Below are 19,948 nucleotides of genomic sequence, written 5' to 3'. Positions count from 1 at the left end.
AGAGGTCACACCCGTTCCCATACCGAACACGGAAGTTAAGCTCTCTAGCGCCGATGGTAGTTGGGACCTTGTCCCTGTGAGAGTAGGACGTCGCCAAGCAACTAAACACGAGTCATTTGACTCGTGTTTTTTCGTGTTTTCTTTTATAATCCATAGTAATTAAAAAATGTGTTTAAATAATTATTATTTTGATTAAATACAGGGGAATGTGGCCAGGATAGTGAATAAGCAAAAGAGTTGCAAATTTTATTAATACGTATATAATTAAAGTCAAAGATAGTCAAAGTCAATAAAGGTGGCGGATAAATGAGAAATATATCTGATATCATTGAGCAATATCTAAAGCAAGTTATTGACTTAAGTAATAATAATGTGATTGAAATCAAAAGAAATGAGATTGCGGATCGATTCGAGTGCGTACCATCTCAAATCAATTATGTAATCAATACCCGTTTTACGATAGAAAGAGGATTTGTAGTAGAAAGTAAACGTGGTGGAGGAGGTTACATTCGCATTATAAAAGTCAAACTGCATGACGATATAGACATTATCGATCAAATGCTTCATATGATTGATCATAGCGTTGCGCAAGGGAATGCAGAGAGTATGATTATACGTTTAATAGAAGAGGGAATCATAACAAATCGTGAAGCTAAACTTATGTTAAGTGTACTAGATCGTTCTGTATTATCAATGGATGTTCCTTCTCGAGATGAACTTAGGGCTCGAATATTATGCGCAATGTTAAGAACGTTGAAATATAAATAAATACAGCTTTTGTAAAAGAATAATAACTAAGATATAAGGCAGTTAAATATTGTAGAGGTTTTGAAAAAAGAACACGCACTTTTATTTAAACGAATAAGGGAAAGTGAACAATCTAGTAATGTATGAAAAGTACTATGAGATAGATCGTTCCTGTTGTAAAGGTGGGGATAGTGATGACTTGTCAAAACTGTAATATAAGACCAGCAACTTTACATTATACAAAAGTAATCAACGAACAGAAGACGGAAGTTCATCTTTGTGAGCAATGTGCAGAACAAAGTGGCTATACGTCTTTCTTTCAATCGCCGCAGTCTAATTTTTCATTCCATGATTTATTTGCTGGGTTATTACATGGTGAATCAACAATGTTTGAAGAAGGACAAAACGGGCTTTCGAATACAAGTATATTAAGGTGTCCAGATTGTAAGATGACATATGAGCAATTTACAAAGGTGGGACGTTTTGGATGTGCTTCTTGTTACGATACATTTAAGGAACATTTAAAGCCATTATTAAAACGTCTTCACGGCGGACATACAGATCATTGTGGAAAAATTCCGGAACGTATAGAAGGAAATATTCACTTAAAGAAAGAATTAGATGAACTAAAACTCATTCTGAAACAATACGTACAGAAAGAGGAGTTTGAGAAAGCTGCTGAAGTAAGGGATAAAATTCGAGGTCTTGAAAATCAGCTTAGTGAGCATAGAGAGGGGGAATAGTTCTATGTCACTGGACAAAATCATGAATGAAGCGATTAGTCCATGGATGAAGGGGGATGGCCCTGATTCTGATATTGTTTTAAGTAGTCGAATACGTTTGGCTCGTAATTTTAAAAAATATCAATTCTCTACTATGCAAAACGAAGAAGAAGCTAAACAGATTCATGAATTATTTAAAAAGGAATTTATAAATAAAACGGTAGAACCCTTTGGAGAGTTTGAACTATTAAAAATGAATGAATTAACGCCTCTTCAAAGGAGAGTATTAGTTGAAAAGCATTTAATTAGTCCTAACCTTGCAGGAACAGAATATGGAGCATGTCTATTGTCAGGAAGCGAACATATTAGTGTTATGCTGAATGAAGAAGACCATATTAGGATTCAGTGCTTATTTTCAGGGTTGCAGTTATCAGAGGCCCTTCAAAGTGCCAATCAAATAGATAATTGGATAGAGGATGAGGTTGAATATGCTTTTGATGAATCACTTGGATATATAACGAGCTGCCCTACTAACGTTGGTACAGGATTGAGGGCTTCCGTAATGATTCACTTACCGGGACTCGTTTTAACGAAAAGAATTAGCCGTATTATACAAGTAATTCAAAAATTAGGGTTAGTAGTAAGAGGAATATACGGTGAAGGTAGCGAAGCGTTAGGTAATATATTTCAAGTGTCAAATCAAATGACGCTAGGAAAATCTGAAGAAGATATTATTGCAGATTTAAAGAGTGTCATTCAACAAATCATACAGCAAGAGAAAATGGCTAGAGAATTAATTGTACAAAATTCAAGTATTGAGCTTGAAGATAAAGTTTATCGCTCTTATGGCATACTAGCAAACAGTCGGTTAATTCAATCTGCGGAAGCGGCCACTTGCTTATCAGATGTACGACTTGGTATTGATTTAGGATATATAAAAGGTGTATCGAGAAATATTTTGACTGAGCTAATGGTTCTTACACAACCAGGTATTTTACAACAATATGCAGGTGGACCTTTAGGACCAGAAGAAAGAGATTATCGAAGAGCAACCTTAATCCGTGAGCGATTACGTATTGAAAAAAACTAAGCGCAAGTAGGAGGCGATTTCTATGATGTTTGGAAGATTTACAGAAAGAGCACAGAAAGTATTAGCTTTATCTCAAGAGGAAGCAATTCGTATTGGGCATAATAATATTGGAACAGAACATATTTTACTTGGGCTTGTACGTGAAGGTGAAGGAATTGCAGCAAAAGCGTTAATTGCTCTTGGATTAAGTCCAGAGAAAGTTCAAAAAGAGGTAGAAGCATTAATTGGACGCGGAACAGAAGCTTCTCAAACTGTACATTATACACCGCGTGCTAAAAAGGTTATTGAGTTGTCAATGGATGAAGCTCGTAAATTAGGTCATTCTTACGTTGGAACAGAACATATCTTACTTGGTTTAATCCGTGAAGGTGAAGGTGTAGCAGCACGTGTTTTAAATAACTTAGGTGTTAGCCTAAATAAGGCAAGACAGCAAGTATTGCAACTTCTTGGAAGTAATGAAGCAAGTTCAGGTCACCAAGGTGGTTCTTCAACAAATGCAAATACACCGACACTGGATAGCTTAGCACGTGATTTAACAGTTGTTGCACGTGAAAATCGTCTAGACCCTGTTATCGGGCGTGGTAAAGAGATTCAACGTGTAATTGAAGTTTTAAGCCGTAGAACAAAAAATAATCCTGTATTAATTGGAGAGCCTGGTGTAGGTAAAACGGCAATTGCAGAAGGATTAGCACAACAAATTGTAAATAATGAAGTTCCTGAAACATTAAGAGATAAGCGTGTTATGACACTAGATATGGGTACAGTTGTAGCTGGAACGAAATATCGTGGTGAATTTGAAGATCGTTTAAAGAAAGTTATGGATGAAATCCGTCAAGCTGGCAACATTATTCTATTTATTGATGAACTTCATACATTAATTGGTGCAGGTGGAGCAGAAGGTGCTATTGATGCATCGAACATTTTAAAACCATCTTTAGCACGCGGAGAGTTACAATGTATTGGGGCGACAACTTTAGATGAATATCGTAAATATATTGAAAAAGACGCGGCTTTAGAGAGACGATTCCAACCGATTCACGTTGATGAGCCAAGTTTAGACGAATCAACTCAAATCTTGAAAGGTTTACGTGATCGTTACGAGGCACATCACCGTGTATCTATTACAGATGATGCAATTGATGCAGCTGTAAAGCTTTCAGACCGTTATATTACAGATCGTTTCTTACCAGATAAGGCAATTGACTTAATTGATGAAGCTGCTTCAAAGGTTCGCTTACGTTCTTATACAACACCACCAAATCTAAAAGAGCTTGAAGTGAAGCTTGAGGAAATTAGAAAAGAAAAAGATGCAGCTGTGCAAAGTCAAGAATTTGAAAAAGCTGCTTCCTTACGTGATATGGAACAACGCTTACGTGAGAAGTTAGAAGATACGAAGCGTCAATGGAAAGAACAACAAGGAAAAGAAAACTCAGAAGTGACAGTAGAAGATATTGCAAATGTCGTTTCTACGTGGACTCGTATCCCGGTTTCTAAACTTGCACAAACAGAGACTGATAAATTATTAAACTTAGAATCCATCCTTCACGATCGTGTTATTGGTCAAGATGAAGCGGTAGTAGCTGTAGCGAAAGCTGTTCGTCGTGCTAGAGCGGGATTGAAAGATCCAAAACGTCCGATTGGTTCATTTATTTTCTTAGGACCAACAGGTGTAGGTAAAACAGAGCTAGCAAGAGCGTTAGCAGAATCTATGTTCGGTGATGAGGATGCAATGATTCGCATCGATATGTCTGAGTACATGGAGAAGCATTCTACTTCTCGTTTAGTTGGATCTCCTCCAGGATATGTTGGATATGAAGAAGGTGGACAATTAACAGAAAAGGTTCGCCGTAAGCCATATTCAGTTGTCCTATTAGATGAAGTAGAGAAAGCTCACCCTGATGTGTTTAACATTTTACTACAAGTATTAGAAGATGGTCGTTTAACGGATTCTAAAGGGCGTACAGTTGATTTCCGTAATACAATTGTTATTATGACATCTAACGTTGGTGCAGACGCGTTAAAACGTAATAAACATCTTGGATTTAACGTACAAGATGAGAGCCGCGATTATTCAGATATGAAAGGTAAAGTAATGGATGAGCTGAAAAAGGCATTTCGTCCAGAATTCTTAAACCGTATTGATGAAATTATCGTGTTCCATATGCTTGAGAAAAAACATATTCAAGAGATTGTAACACTTATGGTAAATCAGTTAGTGAATCGCTTAAAAGAGCAAGAAATTGAATTGCATTTAACAGAAGGAGCAATTTCAGCCATTGCTGATAAAGGATTTGACCGAGAATACGGTGCTCGTCCGCTTCGTAGAGCAATTCAGAAACATGTAGAAGATAGACTGTCGGAAGAACTTTTAAAAGGTGCTATTGAGAAAGGACAAAAAGTTATCTTTGATGTTGAAGGGGAAACATTTGTCATTCATAGTGCTGAAAAGGTAAAATAAGTATAGACAAACTAAGAGGGCTACGAGATAGCCCTCTTTCTTGTACGAGAAGGATAAACTGTGTATAGATGAAAGTGAAGTGAAATATAAAACGATATGGCTAAAAAGAAAACAAAATTTACATGTCAAGAGTGTGGTTATCAGTCACCAAAATATATGGGGAAATGCCCTGGTTGTGGTCAATGGAATACACTTGTTGAAGAGATGGAACCGGTTGTATCATCAAGACGCCTTAATTATGCCAATGCAATTCAATCGGAAGTAACAAAACCAAGACGCCTAACAGAAGTAGAAACAAAATCTGAGGCACGTATTGAAACGAAATTCCAAGAGTTTAACCGTGTACTTGGTGGTGGGATTGTAGATGGATCCTTAGTACTTATTGGTGGAGACCCTGGGATTGGAAAATCAACATTGCTATTACAGATTTCATCGCAATTAGCAGATTCTTCATATGATGTACTATATATATCCGGTGAAGAATCGGCAAAACAGATTAAACTTCGTGCAGATCGTTTGCATGTAAATGGTAGTAATCTATTTGTTGTATCAGAGACAGACTTGCAGCGAATTGCAGCACACATTGAAGAGATGAATCCAGCTTTTGTTGTTATTGACTCCATTCAAACGATACATTTACCTGAGGTAACGTCAGCGCCGGGAAGTGTGGCACAAGTACGTGAATGTACAGCAGAATTAATGAAACTTGCAAAAACGAAAGGAATCCCTATTTTTATCGTCGGACATGTAACAAAAGAGGGGGCAATTGCAGGACCTCGTATGTTAGAACATATGGTCGATGCAGTTCTTTACTTTGAAGGAGATCGTCATCATACATATCGTATTTTGCGAGCTGTGAAGAATCGTTTCGGTTCCACGAATGAAATGGGTATTTTTGAAATGAAAGAGCTTGGTCTTGCGGAAGTCTTAAACCCTTCTGAAATTTTTCTTGAGGAAAGACCCGTTGGAGTCGCAGGATCAACAGTAGTTGCCTCAATGGAAGGAACAAGACCGGTTTTAGTAGAAATACAAGCATTAATCTCCCCTACTAGTTTTGGAAACCCTCGAAGAATGGCGACGGGAATTGATCATAACCGTGTATCGCTTATTATGGCAGTGTTAGAAAAAAGAACAGGTTTATTATTGCAAAACCAAGATGCATATTTGAAAGTGGCAGGTGGTTTGAAATTAGATGAACCAGCAATTGATTTAGCTGTGGCTTTAAGTATCGCTTCAAGTTTTAGAGATAAATCTACGGCACCAACCGATGCAGTAATAGGAGAAGTAGGATTAACTGGAGAAATAAGAAGAGTATCGAGAATTGAACAACGTGTACAAGAAGCAGCTAAATTAGGATTTCAACGTGCTATTATTCCTAGAAAAAATTTGGGAGGATGGACAATTCCGGATGGGATTGAGGTAGTAGGTGTATCTAATTTAGGGGAAGCGCTTCGTTTGACATTAGGAGGCTAGGCTATGGAAGAAAACAAGCAACGTGTCAAAAGTATGATTAATATTTTACAACTCGTGGCCCCAGGAACACCACTGCGCGAAGGGATAGATAATGTGCTTCGCGCACAAACAGGGGGACTAATTGTTCTTGGATATAACGAACAAATTAAAAGTATTGTAGATGGAGGCTTTCATATTAATTGCGCATTCTCTCCTGCTAGCTTATACGAATTAGCAAAAATGGATGGGGCACTTATTTTAAATGAAACTGGAAGTAAAATTTTAATTGCAAATGCACAGTTAGTTCCAGAGGCATCTATTGATTCTATTGAAACAGGTATGCGCCACCGGACAGCAGAGCGTGTAGCAAAGCAGACAGGTAGTCTCGTTGTGGCTATTTCACAAAGACGTAACGTAATTACACTATATCAAGGGAATTTACGTTATACACTAAAGGATATAGGTGTTATTTTAACAAAGGCAAACCAAGCTATTCAGACGTTAGAAAAATATAAGGCTGTATGGAATGATGGTATTACCAATTTGGGCATTCTAGAATTTGAAGAAGTCGTTACAATGTCCGAGGTGGTTCATGTGCTACATAGTGTTGAAATGGTACTGCGTATTAAAAATGAAATATTGAGCTATATTCATGAGCTAGGAACAGAAGGTAGGTTAATTCGTTTACAACTTACAGAACTACTAGCTGATTTAGAGGCAGAGGCAGCGTTATTAATTAAAGATTATTACCAAGAAAAAACACAAGACCATCATCAAATTTTGAAAAAGTTACAAGATCTTGCGAACACACAACTTTTAGAGGATAGCGATTTAGTTAAATTGCTTGGCTACCCAGGACAAACGAGTTTAGAAGAAAGTGTGACGCCGAGAGGATACCGAATCACAAGCAAAATTTCGCGCGTTCCGCCACTTATCATTGAAAATTTAATTAATCGGTTTAAGACTTTGCAAGGTGTTTGTCGAGCAACTATTAATGAATTGGATGATGTGGAAGGAATTGGAGAAGTCAGGGCGAAGAAAATACGAGAAGGCCTAAAAAGAATCCAAGAGCATCTCTATATGAGTAGACACAATTAAGAATATTACATTGATTCCATAATATAACGACACTAGAACACTTTTGGTATATGATATGATATATTGGTAAATAAAACTATTTATAAAAAAACACGTCCGCTTTTGCATTCGGCGTTTTGATTAGCGAAACAATGGTTAATAATGAGTAGGAGGTGGTTGGATGTTAAAACGGATTGTACAGCTCTTCTTTCTAGTAATTGGGGGAGCGTTAGGGATTTACTTAATCCCAAAAGTTATTAATGTATTAGACATCGGTGCCGTTCCTTTATTGGAAGGATCGTATGCTCGTGCAATTATTGGTGCAATTATTTTATTTTTAACAACATTTTGGCTTGTAGATTATATTGTTCAACTTATTAAGCATATTGAAGAGGCTCTTGTAAAGGCGCCTGTAGCGGATGTTTTATTTGGTACATTAGGTTTAATCTCTGGGCTTATTGTTGCGTATTTAATTTTAATACCAATTCGTGAATTTACAATTCCCGTTATTAGTACAGTGTTGCAAGTGTTCTTTACTCTTTTACTTGGATACTTAGGATTCCAAGTAGGGTTTAAAAAGAGGAATGAATTGCTAGGATTATTTACACTACCACAACGTGGGAAGAAGAAAAATAATAATAGTGATAATGAAGAAACTGAAGCAGAGGTAGAAGAATCTACAACTCATTGGAAAATTCTCGATACGAGTGTAATTATCGACGGACGTATTGCTGATATTTGCCAAACAAAGTTTTTAGAAGGAACAATTGTGATTCCACAATTCGTGTTAGAAGAACTTCAGCACATTGCCGATTCTTCGGATGCTTTAAAACGTAATCGTGGTCGCAGAGGATTAGATATTTTAAATCGTATTCAAAAAGAGATGCCGATTCCGGTAGAAATTTATGAAGGCGATTTCGATGATATTCAAGAAGTGGATAGCAAGCTTGTAAAGTTGGCGAAAATCACTGGCGGAACGGTAGTAACGAATGATTTCAACTTAAATAAAGTTTCTGAACTACAAGGGGTAACGGTGTTAAACATTAACGATTTAGCTAATGCAATTAAACCTGTTGTACTCCCAGGGGAAGAACTAAGTGTTTATGTTGTAAAAGATGGAAAAGAACAAAATCAAGGTGTTGCATATTTAGATGACGGCACGATGATCGTAGTAGAAGATGGTAGAGAATATGTAGGGTCACAACTCGATGTGCTTGTTACGAGTGTGTTGCAAACATCGGCTGGTCGTATGATTTTCGCCAAACGTAAATTATTAGAAAAAGCATTATAAGTAGAGGATTATTAATATGTATACATTAATTATTCCAGCAGCCGGTCAAGGTAAGCGGATGGGTGCAGGTAAAAATAAGTTGTTCTTACTTATTAATGAAGTACCGATTATTGTGCATACGTTACGTGCTTTTGAAAAGGATAAAGCGTGCAAAAGTATTATTATGGCAATTAACGAAGAAGAGCGCTCGTATTTTGAAGAGCTAATGCAGAAGTATCCGATTGAAAAGCCAGTACAATTTATTCAGGGTGGAGCTGAAAGACAAGATAGTGTATATAACGCCATTCAGCATACTAGTGATGTTGAGTATGTTCTTGTACATGACGGCGCGCGTCCATTCGTAACGAATAAAGTGATTCAAGATGTATTAACTGCAGCGGAAAGATATGGAGCATCCATTTGTGCGGTACCAGTGAAAGATACAGTTAAGAAAGTAGAGCAGGGTGTTGTTATCGAAACGGTAGAAAGATCTCAGCTTAAAGCTGTACAAACACCGCAAGGGTTCGCTGTTTCTCTTTTGTTAGAAGCTCATAGAAGTGCGAAACAGAGTTGTTTCCTTGGTACAGATGATGCAAGTCTCGTAGAACGTATTGGGAAGCAAGTAGGTGTAGTAGATGGAAGTTACTATAATATTAAAGTGACGACTCCAGAAGATTTACTAATTGCTGAAAGCTTTCTTCACGTTCAAACGAAATGATAGCAATGAGCATAGCGAAGAAAAGCTCGGCAACAGCCGGGCTTTTCTTTATAAGGATAGCGATATAATATAGAATCATAAAACTCTGTAGTTTAGCTTGAGGAGGATGTAAAAAATGTTTCGAATTGGACAAGGTTTTGATGTGCATGAATTCGCGGAAGGTAGACCGTTAATTATTGGTGGAATTACAATTCCCCATGAGAAAGGATTAATTGGTCATTCAGATGCAGACGTATTGTTACATACGATTGCGGACGCATGTTTAGGTGCAATTGCAGCAGGAGATATTGGAAAGCATTTCCCTGATACAGATCCTGCCTTTAAAGATGCTGATTCAGCTGTATTGCTGCAAAAGGTTTGGGAGTTTGTACGTGAACAAGGTTACGAGTTAGGGAATCTAGATTGTACAATTATTGCTCAAAAGCCGAAGATGGCACCACATATTGAAAGTATGCGTAAACGCATTAGTGAGCTATTAGAAACGTCTATTGATAATATCAATGTAAAGGCAACAACAACAGAAAAATTAGGATTTACAGGTAGAGAAGAAGGAATTGCTTCTCAAGCAGTTGTTTTATTACAGAAAAAATAAGGGTTTTTAATTCGTAAGATGGATAATCACATTTGTTTGGTGTACAATTATAGAATGTGTTGACATTAAGAATGGAAGGTGTACCAATTATGGAAAAGCAAGTGAGAGTGCGCTATGCGCCAAGTCCAACAGGACACTTACATATCGGAAATGCGCGTACGGCATTATTTAATTATTTATTTGCTCGTCATCAAGATGGTAAGTTTATTATTCGTATTGAAGATACTGATGTAAAACGTAATGTTGCTGGTGGAGAAGAAAGCCAATTAAAATACTTGAAATGGCTCGGTATGGACTGGGATGAAGGTGTTGATGTTGGTGGTGAATTTGGACCATATCGTCAAACAGAGCGTTTAGATATTTATAAAAAATTATATGAAGATTTACTAGAGCGTGGTTTAGCTTACAAATGTTATATGACAGAAGAAGAGCTAGAAGCAGAACGTGAAGGACAAATCTCTCGTGGTGAAACACCTCGTTACGCAGGTAACCACCGTGATTTAACTGAAGCACAAGAGAAAGAATTTGAAGCTGAGGGACGTATTCCAAGTATTCGTTTCCGTGTACCAGCTGACCGTGATTACACATTTAAAGATATCGTAAAAGATGAAGTTGCATTCCATTCAAATGATTTCGGTGATTTCGTTATCGTGAAAAAAGATGGAATTCCAACTTATAACTTTGCGGTAGCAGTAGATGATCACTTAATGGAAATTACACACGTACTTCGTGGTGATGATCATATTTCAAATACGCCAAAACAAATGATGATTTATGAAGCTTTCGGTTGGGATATCCCGCAATTTGGTCATATGACTTTAATTGTAAATGAAAGCCGTAAAAAATTAAGTAAGCGTGATGAATCTATTATTCAATTTATTGAGCAATATAAAGAGCTTGGATATCTTCCAGAAGCAATCTTTAACTTTATTGCACTACTAGGCTGGTCGCCAGTAGGAGAAGAAGAAATCTTCTCTCAAGAAGAGTTTATCAAAATGTTCGATGCAGCTCGTTTATCAAAATCACCTGCATTGTTTGATTCTCAAAAATTAAAATGGATGAACAACCAATATATGAAAAAGCAAGATTTAGATACGGTGGTAGAATTAAGCTTACCGCATTTAGTGAAAGCTGGACGTATAGGTGAGACTTTAAGTGAACAAGAACAAGCTTGGATTCGTGATGTAATTGCGTTATATCATGAACAAATGAGCTTTGGAGCTGAAATTGTAGAGCTTTCTGAAATGTTCTTCAAAGATCATGTTGATCATGAAGAAGAAGGACAAGAAGTATTAAAAGGTGAACAAGTACCAGAAGTACTTCGCGCATTTGCTGGTCAAGTAGAAGCACTAGAAGCGATGGAACCAGCAGCAATTAAGGCTGCTATTAAAGCAGTTCAAAAGGAAACAGGTCATAAAGGTAAAAACTTATTTATGCCAATCCGTGTTGCAACTACTGGTCAAACACATGGTCCAGAGCTTCCTAATGCTATTGCACTTCTTGGAAAAGAAAAAGTTTTAAATCGTCTTCAAAAAGTAATTGGTTAACATTTTCTAGGTTTAGAAATATAATAAGTATACTTAAAACCTAATAAGGAAAAGCGACGAGAAGGAGAAGTAGAAAATCAGGCTTTTTACAGAGAGAACCACCTTTAGGCTGGAAGTGGTTTATAAGCGGATTTTTGAAATGCCCCTTCGAGTCTTCTGCTGAACAGCAAATTGTTTTGCGAAACGTCTTAGGGCGTAAAGTAAGCAGAAGCGGTGTACACCGTTATCAGAGATGAGTTTGAGGCTTTTTTTAGCCTAAACAGAGTGGAACCGCGCTTATAAGGCGTCTCTGTCAATATGACAGAGGCGTCTTTTTTTATACCGTAAAACAGGATATGAGTATAAGTTTTATCTACGTGTATAAAGGTTTAGGGAGATAAGTAGGGAGTTAGTTCGCTCGAAAAAGCAGCCCATAAAGGGGAGGGAACATCGATGTTTAAGAGGCTTCGGGAAGATATTGAAGTCGTTTTTGAACAGGATCCAGCGGCAAGAAGTTATTTCGAAGTCATTTTGACTTACTCTGGATTACATGCAGTTTGGGCACATCGAATTGCACATGCTTTTTATAAAAAGAATTTCTTCTTTATTGCACGTTGGATCTCACAAGTTAGTCGTTTCTTTACTGGTATTGAGATTCATCCAGGAGCAACAATTGGTCGTCGTTTTTTCATAGACCATGGAATGGGGGTTGTAATTGGAGAAACGTGCGAAATTGGTGATAATGTAACGATCTATCAAGGGGTTACATTAGGTGGTACGGGTAAAGAAAAGGGAAAGAGGCACCCTACAATTCAGGATAATGTATTAATTGCAACAGGTGCTAAAGTACTAGGTTCTATTACAGTTGGAGAGAATTCTAAAATTGGAGCGGGGTCTGTCGTATTAAAAGAAGTCCCTGCACATTCTACAGTTGTAGGTATACCTGGCCGAGTCGTTATTCAAAATGGAGTAAAGATCGGTCAAGAATTAAATCATTCTGACCTTCCAGACCCAATTTTTGATAAGTTAAAGGTCATGGAAGTAGAACTTGATAAATTGAAAAAACAACTTGAAGTAAAGGTAGAAAGGAAGGATAAAAATGACTATTCACATTTATAATACGTTAACGCGTCAAAAGGAAGAGTTTACTCCATTAGAAGAAAATAAGGTAAAGATGTATGTGTGCGGACCTACAGTGTATAACTATATTCACATTGGGAATGCAAGACCACCTATGGTATTTGATACGGTACGCCGTTATTTAGAATATAAAGGGTATGATGTGCAGTATGTATCTAACTTTACTGACGTAGATGATAAACTAATTAAAGCAGCAAATGAATTAGGTGAAGATGTGCCGACAATTGCTGACCGTTTCGTTGAAGCGTACTTTGAGGATGTAACAGCACTAGGTTGCAAACATGCAACGGTTCATCCGCGTGTAACGGAAAATATGGATATCATTATTGAATTTATTCAAGAACTTGTGAATAAAGGATATGCATATGAATCAGAAGGTGATGTGTACTTTAGAACGAAGGAATTCGAAGGGTACGGTAAATTATCGCATCAACCAATTGCAGACTTACGTCACGGTGCGCGTATTGAAGTAGGAGAAAAGAAACAAGACCCTCTTGATTTTGCTCTATGGAAAGCTGCGAAAGAAGGAGAAATCTTCTGGGAAAGCCCTTGGGGGAAAGGTCGTCCAGGCTGGCATATTGAATGCTCGGCAATGGCGCGTAAATACTTAGGAGATACAATCGATATTCATGCTGGTGGTCAAGACTTAGCATTTCCTCATCATGAGAATGAAATTGCGCAGTCTGAGGCGTTAACTGGAAAAACATTTGCACGTTATTGGATGCACAATGGATATATTAATATTAATAATGAGAAGATGTCTAAGTCACTGGGGAACTTCATTTTAGTTCACGATATCATTAAGCAATATGATCCACAGTTAATCAGATTCTTTATGCTATCGGTGCATTACCGTCACCCAATTAATTTCAGTGAAGAGTTATTACAAAGTACAAATAACGGATTGGAAAGAATTAAAACGGCTTACGGTAACTTAAAACACCGTATGGAAAGTAGTACCGATTTAACAGACCATAATGAGAATTGGTTAGCGGAACTGGAAAAATTCCAGACTGCATTTGAAGAAGCAATGAATGATGACTTCAACACTGCTAATGCAATCACTGAGTTATATAATGTAGCAAATCATGCGAATCAATATTTACTGGAAGAACATACGTCTAAAGTGGTAATTGAGGCATACGTAAAACAACTTGAAACATTATTTGATATTTTGGGGTTAGAATTAGCGCAAGACGAGTTGCTTGATGAAGAAATTGAGGCACTTATTCAAAAACGTATTGAAGCTCGTAAAAATCGTGATTTTGCATTGTCAGATCAAATTCGCGATGATTTAAAAGACCGTAATATTATTTTAGAAGATACCGCTCAAGGTACAAGATGGAAAAGAGGATAAGAATGATTGATGCAAAGCAATTAAACAGCTTAGCGTTAGCATACATGGGTGATGCGGTATATGAACAATATATCCGCTATCACCTACTCCAAAAAGGGAAAGTTCGTCCTAACCAATTACATCGATTAGGGACAAGCTTTGTTTCGGCAAAAGCACAGGCGAAAGTTGTTTATCATTTATTAGAGACAGCATTTTTAACTGAGGAAGAAGAAGCAGTACTAAGAAGAGGGCGTAATGCAAATTCAGGTACTGTTCCGAAAAACACGGATGTACAAACATATCGACATAGTACAGCTTTTGAAGCGCTAATTGGCTATCATCACTTATTAAATAATCGCGAAAGATTAGACGAAATTGTATATAAAGCAATTGCTGTTTTAGAAGAAAAGGAAGGGGGCACATCATCATGAGTAGTGAATATATTATCGGACGTAACCCTGTAATTGAAGCGTTACGATCAGGAAGAGATATTAATAAAATTTGGATCGCAGAAGGTGCTGCCAAAGGACAAGTACAAATTGTACTAGCACTAGCGAAAGAAAATAAGGTTATTTTACAACATGCACCAAAGAAGAAGTTAGATCAATTAGTTGAGGGGAACCATCAAGGTGTAATTGCTCAAGTGGCTGCGTATCAATATGCTGAGCTAGAAGATCTATTTAAATTAGCAGAGAAGCGTAATGAAGATCCGTTCTTCTTAATTTTAGATGAAATTGAAGACCCACATAACCTAGGTTCTATTATGCGTACTGCGGATGCAACAGGAGCTCATGGAATTATTATTCCGAAGAGAAGAGCTGTGGGACTTACAGCATCAGTTGCGAAAGCATCGACTGGAGCAATTGAATATATTCCTGTTGCACGTGTAACGAATTTATCTCGTACAATTGATGAGTTAAAAGAACGTGGACTTTGGATTGCTGGTACAGATGCAAAAGGGAAAACGGATTACCGTAATTTAGATGGTAAAATGCCAATTGGATTAGTAATTGGAAGTGAAGGAAAAGGTATGAGTCGTATTATTGGTGAAAAATGTGATTTCCTAATTACTTTACCGATGGTGGGTAAAGTTACATCCTTAAATGCTTCAGTAGCCGCAAGTTTGTTAATGTATGAGGTATATCGTAAGCGTCACGAAATTGGTAAATAAAAAATGAACGATATTTTAATCGTTGACGGTTACAACATTATCGGAGCTTGGGGAGACTTGAAGAAACTACGGGATGTAGATTTGCAATCATCAAGGGATGCACTGATTGATAAGATGGCGGATTACCAAGGATACACTGGTACAAAGGTAATGATAGTCTTTGATGCTTATACAGTACAAGGCATTGAAAAAAAGATGAAACAATCGCGTGTGGAAGTCATATTCACGAGAAAGAATCAAACTGCAGATGAAAAGATAGAGCAACTAGCGATTGAGCTTAGAAATATAAATACGCAAATATATGTTGCGACTTCTGATTATACGGAACAATGGGTTATATTTGCGCAAGGTGCTCTTCGGAAATCTGCACGTGAATTAGAGCTGGAAGTACAAGCGATGGAGCAACAAGTAAGAAGGCGTACGCAAGACACAAAAGAAAAGCAACCCGCCATGCGAAAGATATTTAGTAAAGATATTACAGAAAAATTAGAAAAATTAAGAAGAGGAGAGCGTTGAAGCATTGACGCTCTTTATCTTTTTACTGTATAATATTGCTAAATAAATAGCGGTCGGAGGGATCAAGGTGGAAGCAGGCTTCGTAAGTGTAGGCGACGTTACATTTCGTGATTTAGAGGATGAGGCAATCGTTGAGTTAGTTCGAAAAGGTAATACTGACGCTCTAGAATATTTGATTCACAAATATAAGAACTTTGTTCGCGCGAAATCAAGATCTTATTTCTTAGTGGGTGCCGATCGAGAAGATATTGTTCAAGAAGGTATGATTGGATTGTTTAAAGCGATTCGTGATTATAAAGAGGACAAGCTGTCTTCATTCAAAGCATTTGCTGAACTGTGTATCACTCGACAAATTATTACCGCTATTAAAACGGCAACAAGGCAAAAACATATTCCGTTAAATTCATATGTTTCTTTAGATAAGCCGATTTATGATGAAGAATCTGATCGGACATTATTAGATGTTATTTCGGAAGCGAAGGTAACGGATCCTGAAGAAATGATTATAAGTCAGGAAGAATATACAGACATAGAATCTAAAATATCTGAATTATTAAGCGATTTAGAAAGAAAAGTTCTTTCTTTATATCTAGATGGTCGTTCTTATCAAGAGATTTCGGAACAGTTAAATAGACATGTGAAATCTATTGATAACGCTTTACAGAGGGTAAAGCGGAAATTGGAACGATATATGGAAATGAGAGAGAGTACTACGTTAAATTCATAATAAATACTACAGGTGTAAAAAATCACCTGTTTTCTTTTTGTAGAGAGTACAAAAGGCATGTCATTGACATTGTCTTTTGTTGTATGATACATTTTTAGGGACATAATGTTACAAGGTTGGTGTAACTAATGAGGAAAAAAGTTGTACTCTCATGTGAAGAGTGTAAAAATCGAAACTACTCTACGATGAAAGATACGAGCTCAGTAGAGCGACTTGAAATAAAGAAGTTTTGTAAAACATGCAATCAGCATACAGTTCACAAGGAAACAAAATAAATAATTGAAATAATACACTGGAGGTCCCGTAGATGCGTTTAACGAACTTTTTCGGCGATGTAGGTCGCGAAATGAAAAAAGTAAGTTGGCCTAAAAAAGATGAATTACTCCGTTCAACAGCGACTGTTATCGCTACAGTTGTCTTCTTTGCGATTTTCTTCGCAGTAGTTGATATGGGCATTTCTTCTTTAATTCGGTTAATTCTTGGTTAATTCTTGAATAAGAAGCACTTATCCATGATATAATGTTATTTATAAGAACTGTGTAAAAGCCCGGTGAACGGGTTTTTTCATTTGCGCAAAAAAATGTACGTCAGGGAGGGAAGGACGCTCGTCCTAAATGAATGGAAAAAAGTTGGTATGTTGTCCATACTTATTCTGGATATGAAAATAAAGTAAAAGCAAACCTAGAGAAACGTGTAGAATCAATGGGGATGCAAGATAAAATTTTCCGTGTTGTTGTCCCGGAAGAAGTAGAAGTAGAAATGAAAAACGGTAAAGAAAAATTAATGAAAAGAAAAGTGTTCCCAGGTTATGTATTAGTAGAATTAATCATGACTGATGACTCTTGGTATGTTGTACGTAATACACCAGGTGTAACTGGGTTCGTTGGTTCTTCTGGTTCTGGATCTAAACCATCACCTCTATTAGAAGAGGAAGTTGTTACCATTATGAAGCATATGGGAATGGACAACGAAGTGGTTGATTTCGACTTTGAACTTCATGAAACAGTGCGTGTAAATGAAGGACCATTCGCAGATTATACAGGTGCTATTGAAGAAATTGATGTGGAGAAGAAAAAGGTTAGCGTGCTTGTGGACATGTTCGGTCGCGAGACTCCAGTTGAACTTGACTTCCATCAAATTGAAAAATTATAAAATGAAACTTGAAATGAATTGTAAAAAGTGATAATATCTTTTAAGTCAGTACGTCTTCGTTATCGGAGACGTTTTTTGAAAGATTTTATCCTTACAGATAAAATATGACGTGGGAGGGCAAATCACTGTCCAATTGACCACATCACGGACTTAAGGAGGTGTGTCTCGTGGCTAAAAAGGTAATTAAAATGGTAAAGCTTCAAATTCCTGCAGGTAAAGCTAACCCAGCTCCACCAGTTGGTCCAGCATTAGGACAAGCAGGTGTTAACATCATGGGCTTCTGTAAAGAGTTTAACGCTCGTACAGCTGATCAAGCTGGTCTTATCATCCCTGTTGAAATTACGGTATTTGAGGACCGTTCATTCACTTTCATTACTAAAACTCCTCCTGCTGCTGTTCTTCTTAAGAAAGTAGCTGGTATTGAGTCTGGTTCTGGTGAACCAAACCGTAATAAAGTGGCAACTGTTAAGCGTGATAAAGTACGCGAAATCGCTGAAACTAAAATGCCTGACCTAAACGCTGCTAGCGTAGAAGCTGCAATGCGTATGGTTGAAGGTACTGCACGCAGTATGGGCATCGTTATCGAAGACTAATTCGATTTGTTTTTTTAAAAAGGTTGCGGGTCTGGAATTCCAATTCGCAACCTTTATTATCGTAAATGATTATCGTTTTTAAATAAATGGATGGCGCGCATCCTCAGGTTATACCTGAAAATAAGCGTAAACGTGGGAGGTTATTCCGCTAAAACCACATTCGAGGAGGAAATAAAAATGGCTAAAAGAGGTAAAAAGTACGTAGAAGCTGCAAAGCTTGTTGATCGTGCAACTGCTTACTCTGCAACAGAAGCAGTAGAATTAGTAAAGAAAACAAACACAGCTAAATTTGATGCGACTGTAGAAGTTGCATTCCGTTTAGGTGTTGACCCTAAGAAAGCTGACCAACAAATCCGTGGTGCAGTTGTTCTTCCACACGGTACTGGTAAAGTACAACGTGTATTAGTATTCGCTAAAGGCGAAAAAGCTAAAGAAGCTGAAGCTGCTGGAGCTGACTTCGTAGGCGATGCTGATTACATCGGTAAAATCCAACAAGGTTGGTTCGATTTCGATGTAGTAGTAGCAACTCCTGACATGATGGGTGAAGTTGGTAAACTTGGCCGCGTATTAGGACCTAAAGGTTTAATGCCAAACCCTAAAACTGGAACAGTTACTTTCGATGTAACTAAAGCTGTTAACGAAATCAAAGCTGGTAAAGTTGAATACCGCGTTGATAAAGCTGGTAACATCCACGTTCCAATCGGTAAAGTATCTTTCGAAGATGCTAAATTAGTAGAAAACTTCAGTACAATCGCTGACACTTTACAAAAAGTTAAGCCAGCTGCTGCAAAAGGTACTTACATGAAGAACGTAACAGTTGCTTCTACAATGGGACCTGGCGTACGTGTAGACGTTTCTACATTAGCGTAAATTTTGGAAGTTGACTTCATAAAGAAGTTTTTATATAATCATTTATGTTGTGAATTTAATTAGTGTACCGTAGACAGTAGGTGTCAATAGACTTAATTTCCTACCTAGGTGTTAATATACGAAACGGAATTTTTTTCTGTGACTATATGCCTCCATGTCTACAAGTTGGGCATGGAGGTTTTTAGTGCACTTTCGGTACATCTTCTATATAATCTACAGGAGGTGTAATAACATGAGCAAAGTAATCGAAACTAAACAACAAGTTGTAACTGAAATCGCGGACAAACTTCGCGAAAGTAAATCTACAATCGTTGTTGACTACCGTGGTTTAACAGTTTCTGAAGTAACAGAATTACGTAAAAACTTACGTGAAGCTGGCGTTGAGTTCAAAGTTTACAAAAACTCTTTAACTCGTCGTGCTGCAGAATCTGCTGAAATGGCTGAGTTAAACGAATTCTTAACAGGACCAAACGCAATCGCGTTCAGTAACGAGGATGTAGTTGCTCCTGCGAAAGTATTAAACGACTTCGCTACAAAACACGAAGCTTTAGAAATTAAAGCTGGTGTAATCGAAGGTAAACTTGTAACACTTGATGAGGTTAAAGCTATCGCTACTCTTCCATCACGTGAAGGCTTACTTTCTATGCTTCTTAGCGTTCTTCAAGCTCCAATCCGTAATCTTGCACTTGCTACTAAAGCAGTTGCAGATCAAAAGGAAGAGCAAGGCGCTTAATTTTTTAAAAGATAATTACTTGTTATCTATAAAACAATACAAACCTATTTAAGGGAGG

Annotated in this window: 22 protein-coding genes, 1 rRNA gene and 2 other annotated features; all 23 genes read left to right on the top strand. The window is 37.4% G+C overall.

Features of this window, described 5'->3' with window-relative positions; genetic code table 11:
* Nucleotides 1–99: ribosomal RNA gene (gene rrf, locus MR115_RS26275) — 5S ribosomal RNA — on the top strand; the annotation flags it as partial.
* Between the two features lie 207 nt (nucleotides 100–306).
* Entirely contained in the window at nucleotides 307–768 is a 462-nt protein-coding gene (gene ctsR, locus MR115_RS26270) for a transcriptional regulator CtsR (RefSeq protein ID WP_061678384.1), read from the top strand.
* 173 nt (nucleotides 769–941) lie between these two features.
* On the top strand, nucleotides 942–1,490 hold the full coding sequence (locus MR115_RS26265) for a protein-arginine kinase activator protein McsA (protein WP_071720458.1): 549 nt from the start codon (nucleotides 942–944) through the stop codon (nucleotides 1,488–1,490).
* 4 nt (nucleotides 1,491–1,494) lie between these two features.
* A complete protein-coding gene (locus MR115_RS26260; RefSeq protein WP_242243233.1) occupies nucleotides 1,495–2,559 on the top strand; it encodes a protein-arginine kinase McsB in 1,065 nt (354 codons plus the stop codon).
* 22 nt (nucleotides 2,560–2,581) lie between these two features.
* Nucleotides 2,582–5,017 (top strand): ATP-dependent protease ATP-binding subunit ClpC, encoded by a 2,436-nt coding sequence (clpC, locus tag MR115_RS26255; RefSeq protein ID WP_061678382.1) that lies wholly within the window; start codon nucleotides 2,582–2,584, stop codon nucleotides 5,015–5,017.
* 96 nt (nucleotides 5,018–5,113) lie between these two features.
* The gene (radA, locus tag MR115_RS26250) at nucleotides 5,114–6,490 is read left to right on the top strand and encodes a DNA repair protein RadA (RefSeq protein WP_061678381.1); all 1,377 of its coding nucleotides are present in this window, start codon (nucleotides 5,114–5,116) and stop codon (nucleotides 6,488–6,490) included.
* Nucleotides 6,491–6,493: 3 nt separating this feature from the next.
* Nucleotides 6,494–7,567 carry a DNA integrity scanning diadenylate cyclase DisA gene (gene disA, locus MR115_RS26245; RefSeq protein WP_061678380.1) on the top strand — a complete coding sequence of 358 codons (1,074 nt, stop codon included), beginning with the start codon at nucleotides 6,494–6,496 and terminating at the stop codon, nucleotides 7,565–7,567.
* 160 nt (nucleotides 7,568–7,727) lie between these two features.
* Entirely contained in the window at nucleotides 7,728–8,837 is a 1,110-nt protein-coding gene (locus tag MR115_RS26240) for a PIN/TRAM domain-containing protein (RefSeq protein WP_061678379.1), read from the top strand.
* Nucleotides 8,838–8,853: 16 nt separating this feature from the next.
* A complete protein-coding gene (gene ispD, locus MR115_RS26235; protein ID WP_061678378.1) occupies nucleotides 8,854–9,534 on the top strand; it encodes a 2-C-methyl-D-erythritol 4-phosphate cytidylyltransferase in 681 nt (226 codons plus the stop codon).
* Nucleotides 9,535–9,649: 115 nt separating this feature from the next.
* Nucleotides 9,650–10,126, top strand: a complete 477-nt coding sequence (gene ispF, locus MR115_RS26230; protein ID WP_000488386.1) for a 2-C-methyl-D-erythritol 2,4-cyclodiphosphate synthase — start codon at nucleotides 9,650–9,652, stop codon at nucleotides 10,124–10,126.
* An 89-nt stretch (nucleotides 10,127–10,215) separates the two neighbouring features.
* The gene (gene gltX, locus MR115_RS26225) at nucleotides 10,216–11,673 is read left to right on the top strand and encodes a glutamate--tRNA ligase (protein ID WP_061678376.1); all 1,458 of its coding nucleotides are present in this window, start codon (nucleotides 10,216–10,218) and stop codon (nucleotides 11,671–11,673) included.
* A 47-nt stretch (nucleotides 11,674–11,720) separates the two neighbouring features.
* Nucleotides 11,721–11,967 (top strand) — a binding site (T-box leader).
* A gap of 138 nt (nucleotides 11,968–12,105) precedes the next feature.
* Nucleotides 12,106–12,771 (top strand): serine O-acetyltransferase, encoded by a 666-nt coding sequence (gene cysE / locus MR115_RS26220; protein WP_000476500.1) that lies wholly within the window; start codon nucleotides 12,106–12,108, stop codon nucleotides 12,769–12,771.
* Nucleotides 12,752–14,149, top strand: coding sequence for a cysteine--tRNA ligase (cysS, locus tag MR115_RS26215; RefSeq protein ID WP_061678375.1), 1,398 nt, complete (start codon nucleotides 12,752–12,754; stop codon nucleotides 14,147–14,149). Before cysE ends, cysS begins: the two co-directional genes overlap by 20 nt.
* 2 nt (nucleotides 14,150–14,151) lie before the next feature.
* Nucleotides 14,152–14,559 (top strand): Mini-ribonuclease 3, encoded by a 408-nt coding sequence (locus MR115_RS26210; RefSeq protein WP_000564261.1) that lies wholly within the window; start codon nucleotides 14,152–14,154, stop codon nucleotides 14,557–14,559.
* The gene (gene rlmB / locus MR115_RS26205) at nucleotides 14,556–15,299 is read left to right on the top strand and encodes a 23S rRNA (guanosine(2251)-2'-O)-methyltransferase RlmB (protein ID WP_071747344.1); all 744 of its coding nucleotides are present in this window, start codon (nucleotides 14,556–14,558) and stop codon (nucleotides 15,297–15,299) included. Before MR115_RS26210 ends, rlmB begins: the two co-directional genes overlap by 4 nt.
* 3 nt (nucleotides 15,300–15,302) lie before the next feature.
* The gene (locus MR115_RS26200) at nucleotides 15,303–15,815 is read left to right on the top strand and encodes an NYN domain-containing protein (protein ID WP_000997888.1); all 513 of its coding nucleotides are present in this window, start codon (nucleotides 15,303–15,305) and stop codon (nucleotides 15,813–15,815) included.
* 67 nt (nucleotides 15,816–15,882) lie between these two features.
* A complete protein-coding gene (locus MR115_RS26195) occupies nucleotides 15,883–16,542 on the top strand; it encodes an RNA polymerase factor sigma-70 (protein WP_000387198.1) in 660 nt (219 codons plus the stop codon).
* A gap of 128 nt (nucleotides 16,543–16,670) precedes the next feature.
* Nucleotides 16,671–16,817, top strand: coding sequence for a 50S ribosomal protein L33 (gene rpmG / locus MR115_RS26190; protein ID WP_002070160.1), 147 nt, complete (start codon nucleotides 16,671–16,673; stop codon nucleotides 16,815–16,817).
* Between the two features lie 32 nt (nucleotides 16,818–16,849).
* A complete protein-coding gene (gene secE, locus MR115_RS26185; protein ID WP_001241321.1) occupies nucleotides 16,850–17,029 on the top strand; it encodes a preprotein translocase subunit SecE in 180 nt (59 codons plus the stop codon).
* Nucleotides 17,030–17,160: 131 nt separating this feature from the next.
* Entirely contained in the window at nucleotides 17,161–17,694 is a 534-nt protein-coding gene (nusG, locus tag MR115_RS26180; protein ID WP_000415794.1) for a transcription termination/antitermination protein NusG, read from the top strand.
* Between the two features lie 167 nt (nucleotides 17,695–17,861).
* Nucleotides 17,862–18,287: a 50S ribosomal protein L11 gene (rplK, locus tag MR115_RS26175; RefSeq protein ID WP_001085872.1), complete on the top strand. Its 426-nt coding sequence runs from the start codon at nucleotides 17,862–17,864 to the stop codon at nucleotides 18,285–18,287.
* 177 nt (nucleotides 18,288–18,464) lie between these two features.
* Nucleotides 18,465–19,157 carry a 50S ribosomal protein L1 gene (rplA, locus tag MR115_RS26170; protein WP_002070162.1) on the top strand — a complete coding sequence of 231 codons (693 nt, stop codon included), beginning with the start codon at nucleotides 18,465–18,467 and terminating at the stop codon, nucleotides 19,155–19,157.
* Nucleotides 19,158–19,206: 49 nt separating this feature from the next.
* Nucleotides 19,207–19,350 (top strand) — a sequence feature (ribosomal protein L10 leader region).
* Nucleotides 19,351–19,389: 39 nt separating this feature from the next.
* A complete protein-coding gene (rplJ, locus tag MR115_RS26165) occupies nucleotides 19,390–19,890 on the top strand; it encodes a 50S ribosomal protein L10 (RefSeq protein WP_000048719.1) in 501 nt (166 codons plus the stop codon).
* Nucleotides 19,891–19,948 lie beyond the last annotated feature (58 nt).

It is taken from the genome of Bacillus cereus group sp. BfR-BA-01309, from assembly GCF_022664315.1.
In the GTDB taxonomy this organism is placed as follows: domain Bacteria; phylum Bacillota; class Bacilli; order Bacillales; family Bacillaceae_G; genus Bacillus_A; species Bacillus_A mobilis.
The sequence above is the reverse complement of the archived record's forward strand: the minus strand, read 5'-3'. Positions and strand labels throughout refer to the sequence as shown.

What these genes read in the sequence shown, in the direction of transcription:
- ctsR (WP_061678384.1), top strand. Translation starts at nt 307, where the DNA reads ATGAGAAATATATCTGATATCATTGAGCAATATCTAAAGCAAGTTATT.
- MR115_RS26265 (WP_071720458.1), top strand. Translation starts at nt 942, where the DNA reads ATGACTTGTCAAAACTGTAATATAAGACCAGCAACTTTACATTATACA.
- MR115_RS26260 (WP_242243233.1), top strand. Translation starts at nt 1,495, where the DNA reads ATGTCACTGGACAAAATCATGAATGAAGCGATTAGTCCATGGATGAAG.
- clpC (WP_061678382.1), top strand. Translation starts at nt 2,582, where the DNA reads ATGATGTTTGGAAGATTTACAGAAAGAGCACAGAAAGTATTAGCTTTA.
- radA (WP_061678381.1), top strand. Translation starts at nt 5,114, where the DNA reads ATGGCTAAAAAGAAAACAAAATTTACATGTCAAGAGTGTGGTTATCAG.
- disA (WP_061678380.1), top strand. Translation starts at nt 6,494, where the DNA reads ATGGAAGAAAACAAGCAACGTGTCAAAAGTATGATTAATATTTTACAA.
- MR115_RS26240 (WP_061678379.1), top strand. Translation starts at nt 7,728, where the DNA reads ATGTTAAAACGGATTGTACAGCTCTTCTTTCTAGTAATTGGGGGAGCG.
- ispD (WP_061678378.1), top strand. Translation starts at nt 8,854, where the DNA reads ATGTATACATTAATTATTCCAGCAGCCGGTCAAGGTAAGCGGATGGGT.
- ispF (WP_000488386.1), top strand. Translation starts at nt 9,650, where the DNA reads ATGTTTCGAATTGGACAAGGTTTTGATGTGCATGAATTCGCGGAAGGT.
- gltX (WP_061678376.1), top strand. Translation starts at nt 10,216, where the DNA reads ATGGAAAAGCAAGTGAGAGTGCGCTATGCGCCAAGTCCAACAGGACAC.
- cysE (WP_000476500.1), top strand. Translation starts at nt 12,106, where the DNA reads ATGTTTAAGAGGCTTCGGGAAGATATTGAAGTCGTTTTTGAACAGGAT.
- cysS (WP_061678375.1), top strand. Translation starts at nt 12,752, where the DNA reads ATGACTATTCACATTTATAATACGTTAACGCGTCAAAAGGAAGAGTTT.
- MR115_RS26210 (WP_000564261.1), top strand. Translation starts at nt 14,152, where the DNA reads ATGATTGATGCAAAGCAATTAAACAGCTTAGCGTTAGCATACATGGGT.
- rlmB (WP_071747344.1), top strand. Translation starts at nt 14,556, where the DNA reads ATGAGTAGTGAATATATTATCGGACGTAACCCTGTAATTGAAGCGTTA.
- MR115_RS26200 (WP_000997888.1), top strand. Translation starts at nt 15,303, where the DNA reads ATGAACGATATTTTAATCGTTGACGGTTACAACATTATCGGAGCTTGG.
- rpmG (WP_002070160.1), top strand. Translation starts at nt 16,671, where the DNA reads ATGAGGAAAAAAGTTGTACTCTCATGTGAAGAGTGTAAAAATCGAAAC.
- secE (WP_001241321.1), top strand. Translation starts at nt 16,850, where the DNA reads ATGCGTTTAACGAACTTTTTCGGCGATGTAGGTCGCGAAATGAAAAAA.
- nusG (WP_000415794.1), top strand. Translation starts at nt 17,161, where the DNA reads ATGGAAAAAAGTTGGTATGTTGTCCATACTTATTCTGGATATGAAAAT.
- rplA (WP_002070162.1), top strand. Translation starts at nt 18,465, where the DNA reads ATGGCTAAAAGAGGTAAAAAGTACGTAGAAGCTGCAAAGCTTGTTGAT.
- rplJ (WP_000048719.1), top strand. Translation starts at nt 19,390, where the DNA reads ATGAGCAAAGTAATCGAAACTAAACAACAAGTTGTAACTGAAATCGCG.